Origin of the sequence: uncultured Intestinimonas sp., assembly GCF_944387725.1 — a bacterium.
GTDB lineage: Bacteria > Bacillota > Clostridia > Oscillospirales > Oscillospiraceae > Intestinimonas.
This window is the reverse complement of the sequence record NZ_CALXGA010000090.1, coordinates 1-6,618: the sequence shown is the minus strand read 5'-3', so window position 1 is coordinate 6,618 and position 6,618 is coordinate 1. Positions and strand designations below refer to the sequence as shown.

At 62.7% G+C, this 6,618-nt stretch carries 8 protein-coding genes and 1 pseudogene; 5 read left to right on the top strand and 4 right to left on the bottom strand.

The window, feature by feature from the left end; all coding sequences use genetic code 11:
* Window positions 1-311, bottom strand: a pseudogene (locus Q0K09_RS10075) (tRNA (N(6)-L-threonylcarbamoyladenosine(37)-C(2))-methylthiotransferase MtaB); the annotation flags it as partial.
* 162 nt (window positions 312-473) lie between these two features.
* Here Q0K09_RS10075 and Q0K09_RS10070 point away from each other — a divergent pair.
* The 5 genes from Q0K09_RS10070 to Q0K09_RS10050 are packed head-to-tail and all read left to right on the top strand — an operon-like array spanning window position 474 to window position 3,553.
* Window positions 474-710 (top strand): HPr family phosphocarrier protein, encoded by a 237-nt coding sequence (locus Q0K09_RS10070; protein ID WP_294475880.1) that lies wholly within the window; start codon window positions 474-476, stop codon window positions 708-710.
* A 2-nt stretch (window positions 711-712) separates the two neighbouring features.
* Window positions 713-1,288 (top strand): 5'-deoxynucleotidase, encoded by a 576-nt coding sequence (gene yfbR, locus Q0K09_RS10065; protein WP_294475879.1) that lies wholly within the window; start codon window positions 713-715, stop codon window positions 1,286-1,288.
* 48 nt (window positions 1,289-1,336) lie between these two features.
* Complete coding sequence (locus tag Q0K09_RS10060; protein ID WP_294475877.1) at window positions 1,337-1,606, top strand: ACT domain-containing protein; 270 nt, start codon at window positions 1,337-1,339, stop codon at window positions 1,604-1,606.
* Between the two features lie 16 nt (window positions 1,607-1,622).
* On the top strand, window positions 1,623-2,981 hold the full coding sequence (locus tag Q0K09_RS10055) for a PFL family protein (RefSeq protein WP_294475875.1): 1,359 nt from the start codon (window positions 1,623-1,625) through the stop codon (window positions 2,979-2,981).
* Window positions 2,982-3,028: 47 nt separating this feature from the next.
* Window positions 3,029-3,553, top strand: coding sequence for a nitroreductase family protein (locus Q0K09_RS10050; protein WP_294475872.1), 525 nt, complete (start codon window positions 3,029-3,031; stop codon window positions 3,551-3,553).
* A 75-nt stretch (window positions 3,554-3,628) separates the two neighbouring features.
* Here the strand turns inward: Q0K09_RS10050 and Q0K09_RS10045 are convergent, their stop codons facing one another.
* The 3 genes from Q0K09_RS10045 to Q0K09_RS10035 form a co-directional block, all read right to left on the bottom strand.
* Window positions 3,629-4,510 (bottom strand): RNA pseudouridine synthase, encoded by an 882-nt coding sequence (locus Q0K09_RS10045; RefSeq protein WP_294475869.1) that lies wholly within the window; start codon window positions 4,508-4,510, stop codon window positions 3,629-3,631.
* A gap of 15 nt (window positions 4,511-4,525) precedes the next feature.
* Window positions 4,526-5,089, bottom strand: coding sequence for a manganese efflux pump MntP family protein (locus Q0K09_RS10040; RefSeq protein ID WP_294475867.1), 564 nt, complete (start codon window positions 5,087-5,089; stop codon window positions 4,526-4,528).
* A gap of 859 nt (window positions 5,090-5,948) precedes the next feature.
* Window positions 5,949-6,317 (bottom strand): hypothetical protein, encoded by a 369-nt coding sequence (locus Q0K09_RS10035; RefSeq protein ID WP_294475865.1) that lies wholly within the window; start codon window positions 6,315-6,317, stop codon window positions 5,949-5,951.
* Window positions 6,318-6,618 lie beyond the last annotated feature (301 nt).

Genomic DNA, 6,618 nt, shown 5'->3' with positions numbered 1-6,618 from the left:
AGGAAGGCCATGCGCCCGGCGGTGCCGGCCACCAGGTCCACCCCCAGGGCCTCCACCGCCTCCGGGGCGGTCTGGGCGTAGCAGCCGCAGACGGCCACCACCGCCTCCGGCACCCGCCGCTGGGCCTGGCGGATGAGCTGCCGGGACTTCTTGTCGCTCACCGCCGTGACGGTGCAGGTGTTGACGATGTAGGCGTCGGCGGCCCCCTCAAAGGGGACCAGGGCGTGGCCCCGGCGGCACAGCTCCCGCTCCAGGGCGGCGGTCTCCACCTGGTTGACCTTGCAGCCCAGGGTATGAATGGCGATCCTCATGGGTGATACCTCACAAAAGGGGCGAAATCTCCCCCCAATTCTGGTGAAAATGAATGAAAATGCGGGATAAGACGGGTTCTTGATTGTTTTTTGCCACCCGCCTCAGTATAATAAGGAATCATGAAACGTTCTCATTCTATCACAGACAGGGAGGAAAATACAATGACTTCTTTTCCGGTCCAGCTCACCTCTGTCAGCGACATCAAGGCCTTTGTGGACGCCGCCAACCGGCTGGACTGCGACGTGGACGTGGCCTGCGGCCGCTATCTGGTCAACGGCAAGTCTATTATGGGCCTCTTTTCCATTGACCTGTCCGCCCCGGTTCAGGTCCAGATCCGCGGCTCCCAGGCCCAGAGCGATATCTTCCGCTCCGCCATCGAGAAGTTCCTGGTGGGCTGAACATGGCCCACAACTTCTTCGCCCTCATCTCCCGGATGCGGTACATCGAGCGGTGGGGGCTCATGCGAAACACTTTTCAGGAGAACATCCAGGAGCACTCCCATATGGTGGCGGTGCTGGCCCACGCCCTGGCCGTCATCCGCCGGGAGGTCTTCGGCGGGGAGATTGACCCCGGCCGGGCCGCCGTGCTGGCCCTCTACCACGACGCGCCGGAGATCCTCACCGGAGACCTGCCCACCCCGGTGAAGTACTACAACCCGGAAATCCGGGACGCCTACCGGGCGGTGGAGGAGGTCTCGGCTCAAAAGCTCCTCTCCATGCTGCCGGAGGGGCTGCGTCCGGCCTATGCCCCCCTGCTTCTGCCGGAAGAGGACGGCTGCCACGCCCTGGTGAAGGCCGCCGATAAGCTGGCGGCCTACATCAAGTGCGTGGAGGAGCTCAAGGCGGGAAACCTGGAGTTCCGCCAGGCCGCCCAGCAGACCCGGCAGGTCCTGGAGGAGTCCCCCCTGCCGGAGGTGGCCTATTTCCTGGAGCGCTTCCTGCCCGGCTTCCACCTCACCCTGGACGAGCTGCAATAGGGCGGCTCTCTCCAAAAAGAGAACCACATCGAAAGGAATGGATTGCATATGAAAGCCATCGTCACCGTCCTGGGAAAGGATCAGGTGGGCATCATCGCCGCCGTCTGCACCCTGCTGGCCGACAACAACGTCAACGTCCTGGACATCAGCCAGACCATCCTGCGGGAGTTCTTCACCATGACCATGCTGGTGGACCTCTCGGGCAGCAAGCTGCCCTTCACGGTGCTGTCCACCCTGCTGGAGAACGAGGGAGCCAGGCGGGGCCTGGCCATCAAAATCCAGCGGGAGGACATTTTCAGCGCCATGCACAAGATTTGAGAGCGGAGGGACGGGTATGCTCAGCAGCAATGAAATTTTGGACACCATCCGCATGATCGACCAGCAGCACTTGGACATCCGCACCATCACCATGGGCATCTCTCTGCTGGACTGTGCCGACCCAGACGCCGAGGCCGCCTGCCGGAAGCTCTACGACAAGGTCTGCCGGAAGGCCGAAAAGCTGGTGGAGACCGGCGAGGCCATTGAGCGGGAGTACGGTATCCCCATTGTCAACAAACGCATCTCGGTGACCCCCATGGCCCTGGTGGCGGGGGCCAGCGTCACCGGGGACTATGTCCCCTTTGCCGCCGCTCTGGACCGGGCCGCCCAGACCACCGGGGTCAACTTCATCGGCGGCTTTTCCGCCCTGGTGCAGAAGGGCATGACTGACGGGGACCGGAAGCTCATCGCCGCCATCCCGGAGGCCCTGGCCGTCACCGAGCGGGTGTGCGCCTCGGTGAACGTGGGCTCCACCAAGGCCGGCATCAACATGGACGCCGTGGCCCTTATGGGGACCACCATCAAGGCCGCCGCCCAGCACACCGCCGACCGGGGGGGCTTCGGCTGCGCCAAGCTGGTGGTCTTCTGCAACGCCGTGGAGGACAACCCCTTCATGGCCGGCGCCTTCCACGGCGTGGGGGAGGGGGACTGCGTCATCAACGTGGGGGTCTCCGGCCCCGGGGTGGTCTGCCATGCCCTCCAGGACGTGAAGGGCCAGCCCTTTGACGTGGTGGCCGAGACCGTCAAGAAGACCGCCTTCCGCATCACCCGTATGGGCCAGCTGGTGGCCCAGGAGGCCAGCCGCCGCCTGGGGGCGCCCTTCGGTATTGTGGACCTCTCCCTGGCCCCCACCCCCGCCGTGGGGGACTCAGTGGCCCGTATCCTGGAGGAGATGGGCCTGGAGGTCTGCGGCACCCACGGCACCACCGCCGCCCTGGCCCTTCTCAACGACGCGGTGAAGAAGGGGGGCGTCATGGCCTCCTCCCATGTGGGGGGCCTCTCCGGGGCCTTCATCCCGGTGAGCGAGGACGAGGGCATGATCGCCGCCGCCGGCTCCGGGGCCCTCACCCTGGATAAGCTGGAGGCCATGACCTGCGTGTGCTCCGTGGGCCTGGACATGATCGCCGTCCCCGGCGACACCACCGCCGAAACCCTCTCAGCCATCATCGCCGACGAGGCGGCCATCGGCATGGTCAACGCCAAGACCACCGCCGTGCGGATCATCCCCGCCCCCGGCAAGGTGGTGGGGGACACGGTGGAGTTCGGCGGTCTGCTGGGCTCCGCCCCGGTGATGCCGGTCCACCCCTTTGGCAGCGCGGACTTTATCCGCCGGGGCGGGCGCATCCCCGCCCCCATGCAGAGCCTGAAGAACTAAATGCCTCTCGTGCTCCATCTATGAAGAGATAAGGGAGATGATCTGCGATGAACGCCATATTCACCCGCCGCAGCATCCGCAAATTCACCGATGAGCCGGTGACCGGCCAGGAGCTGGAACAGCTCCTCCGGGCCGGCATGGCCGCCGCCTGCGCCAAGAACAGCCAGAACCGCCTCTTTTTCGTGGAGCGGGGCCCCAACAGCCTGCCGGAGCTCCTTCAGGTCCACCCCCATGCCTTTGCCCTGAAGACAGCCCAGGCCGCCATTGTGGTGGCCGCCGACCGAAAGAAAGCCGCCGAGGTGGACCCCCACATCGACTGGTGGGTCCAGGACTGCTCCGCCTCCATCCAGAACATCCTGGTGGAGGCCGCCGACCTGGGCCTGGGCGCCCTCTGGATCGGGATCTGGTCTGACCCCCAGCGTGTCCAGGCCGTTCAGCGGGACCTGGCGCTGCCGGAGCACATCGCCCCTCTGGGGGTCGTGGCCCTGGGCCATCCCGAAAAGGAGAAGGAGCCCAACGACCGCTATGAGGCGGAGAAGGTCTTCTTCGGCAAATATGAGGCGCGGGGCTGAGGACCCCGGAAGCACACAGGGCGTCCGCCCTCCCGTTTGGGGAAGACGGACGCCCTTTTCATGCCTGACGGGGCTCTATTCGGCAAAACCGGGGAACATCCGGCGGAAGGACGCCGGCCAGGGGGCCTGAAGGACCAGGGGGCGGCGGGTTCGGGGGTCGGTGAGGGCCAGGGTGTGGGCGTGCAGGCCCAGACGTCCCAGGGGGTCGCTCTTGGTCCCGTACCGCCGGTCTCCGGCTATGGGGCAGCCCAGGTCCCCCATGTGAACCCGGATCTGGTTTTTCCGGCCGGTGTCCAGCTCCAGCTCCACCAGGGCATAGCCCTTGGCCCGGGAGAGGACCCGGTAGCAGGTCACCGCCTCCCGGGCGTCCCGGCCCGGGGCCCCGGAGTAGACCAGATGGGTGGCCGTCTCCCGGAGGAAGGAGCGGATCTCCCCCGCCTCCTGGGGCGGGGCCCCCTCCACCACCGCCACATAGGCCCGGCGCCTCACCAGCCGGTCCCAGTTTTCCTGGAGCTGGCGCTTAAGCCCCTCGTCCTTGGCGAAGAGAAGCACCCCGGAGGTGTCCCGGTCCAGCCGGTGGACGATGAAGAGGCGCTTGCCCGGCTCCCGGGCCTTGACATAGCCGGAGGCCAGCCGGTAGGCGGTGCGCTGCTTCTCCCGGTCGCTGCCCATGGAGAGGAGCTCGGCGGGCTTGTCCACCGCCAGGAGCCCCGCGTCCTCGTAGAGCACCGGGAAGGGGAGCGCCCAGGCCCCGGCGTCCTTTTGGGACAGCAGGGTGACCGTCTGCCCCGGGACCAGGGGGTGGTCAAAGCGGGTGACGGCCTGGCCGTCCACCAGCACCTGCCGCCGGGAGAGCAGGCCCTTCACCGTGTTCCGGGACTTGTCCCGGACCGCCTCCAGCAGGAAGGGCAGGAGGGTCCCGGCCCGGGTCACCGTCAAAATTCTTCGCTGGTCCATCTGCCGCCCATCCTCTCAACCCAAAATGTTCAAGTGCTCCAGCAGGATCTTGCAGCCCATGAGGATCAGGACCACGCCGCCGCACAGCTCGGCCCGGGACTTCCAGCGGCGGCCGAAGACGCCCCCCGCCCAGACCCCGACGGCCGAGAGGACCAGGGTGGTCAGGCCGATGAAGCCCACCGCCGGGCCGATGTCCACCCGCAAAAAGGCGAAGGTCACCCCCACCGCCAGGGCGTCGATGCTGGTGGCTACCGCCAGGAGGAGCATGGCCCGGGGGGTGAAGGAGGCGTCCACCTCTTCCTCCTCCCGGCTGCGGGACTCCCGGACCATGCTGCCCCCGATGAGGGCCAGCAGGACAAAGGCGATCCAGTGGTCCACGCTTGTGATGAGGCCCTGGAACCGGGTGCCCAGCAGCCAGCCCAGAAGGGGCATCAGGGCCTGAAAGCCCCCGAACCAGAGTCCGCAGGTCAGGGCGTGCCGGGGGCTCACCCGGCCGGCGGAGAGCCCCTTGCAGATGGACACGGCGAAGGCGTCCATGGACAGGCCCACAGCGATGATGAAGAGCTCCCAGAGCTGCATGGGACATTCCTCCTCTTTCCCGCCGGCGCGGGGCGCAAAAAACGAGACCTATCTGCCGCAGACAGATAAGTCTCGTCATTGAAAACAAAGCCAGGAGCGCACCGCTCCAGCATGTTGGCTCCGTTACGCGGAGACCGCGCCGACTACTCCCTTATGTGGAAAGTATGATAACATGAACGTTTTCCCTTGTCAAGCAAAATTCCGACCGGGATGTGTCAAGATGTTGCAGGAAAAAAGAGCGAGCAATTCAGGCAGCGCCGCACAAAGAGCGCCTGACGGCTTTGTGTGGTGCTGCCTGAAAAATACCTTCATAAGAAATTCCATTAGTTGTTAAAATAAAGCATATCATCTCGGTGTGGTTCACCTATAGCAATTTTAAAATTAAAGCATATAACCGCTGAATCCAGATATAAGGCTCTGCCACTCTTTCCTCGTTTGCGCCACAACGGGGAGACGCTCCTGCTCGCTGGCGTGGAGAGATTTCTTCTTGCGGCGACATCCCTGCTTTTGCAGAAACCGCCATACTGTGACCATACTGACAGAGAGATTCAGAGTCTCAATCACCTCACGACAGGTCATCTCTGGTTGTTTGCCGATCAGTGCCAGAATGTTTTGGCAGTCAGCCTCAGAGAGCTTGGGTTTTATAGCTTCCGGTTTCATCTCGTCTCTTCAGCGAACGATAGATCGAACTTGTGTTCACAGAAAACAGTTCGCCAATTCTTTCACAGCGACTCCGTTGTCATATGCCTTCAGAATCAATTTCCTGGCTTCATTGTGCGGCATAACCTTCCCCTTCTTTGACTCTGTTATACCACTTTTTCTGAAAATGTAAAGTCATTTGCAACATTATTGAAAATTGCTATAACTCATCCGCCAGCTCCATATTGCGCTCCTTGTCTCCGATATCCCACTCGGATGGGTGGTAGCCGCTTTCCCCACGCTTGATACAGATGAGCTGGCTGGTGGTCTTTAAGGTGGAAAAGCACATCTCCGGCAGGCCGTCGGCAATTTGTGGAGCGAACCGCTCCTGCTCGGTCTGAATACTCCAATCCTCACTGTTCCAAAGGTGGATATACAGTTCGCCCCCATCCACTTCGATCTCCCATTGCTCAAAGCCCTCGCCCCAGATGTCCGATGCCTGGCCGCTGAGGTACTCCTTCAGGGTGGTTAGGGCTTGTTTGAAAATTGGCGATGTGTCCAGCAGGGAGGGATTTTGGGCCGCTGGCAAGCAATTTTTTCGCAGGAATCCTGGCGGATTTCAAGGAAAAATTGCGCCGTCCAGGGGGCAAAAGACCCGCCGGTTGGGCATGTTGACATTTTTCAAACAAGCCCTAAATGAAGGTTGGACTCTTGAATATCGGAAAAAAGAGGCTCGTAGATTTTCCAATCTACGAGCCTCGGAAGCCTTGAAAATACTGAGGTTTTACACTCAATATCTTTTTTAGACTCCTCTTTTGGAGCAGGTGACGAGGCTCGAACTCGCTACCTCCACCTTGGCAAGGTGGCGCTCTACCAGATGAGCTACACCT

What these genes read in the sequence shown, in the direction of transcription:
- Q0K09_RS10070 (WP_294475880.1), top strand. Translation starts at nt 474, where the DNA reads ATGACTTCTTTTCCGGTCCAGCTCACCTCTGTCAGCGACATCAAGGCC.
- yfbR (WP_294475879.1), top strand. Translation starts at nt 713, where the DNA reads ATGGCCCACAACTTCTTCGCCCTCATCTCCCGGATGCGGTACATCGAG.
- Q0K09_RS10060 (WP_294475877.1), top strand. Translation starts at nt 1,337, where the DNA reads ATGAAAGCCATCGTCACCGTCCTGGGAAAGGATCAGGTGGGCATCATC.
- Q0K09_RS10055 (WP_294475875.1), top strand. Translation starts at nt 1,623, where the DNA reads ATGCTCAGCAGCAATGAAATTTTGGACACCATCCGCATGATCGACCAG.
- Q0K09_RS10050 (WP_294475872.1), top strand. Translation starts at nt 3,029, where the DNA reads ATGAACGCCATATTCACCCGCCGCAGCATCCGCAAATTCACCGATGAG.
- Q0K09_RS10045 (WP_294475869.1), bottom strand. Translation starts at nt 4,510, where the DNA reads ATGGACCAGCGAAGAATTTTGACGGTGACCCGGGCCGGGACCCTCCTG.
- Q0K09_RS10040 (WP_294475867.1), bottom strand. Translation starts at nt 5,089, where the DNA reads ATGCAGCTCTGGGAGCTCTTCATCATCGCTGTGGGCCTGTCCATGGAC.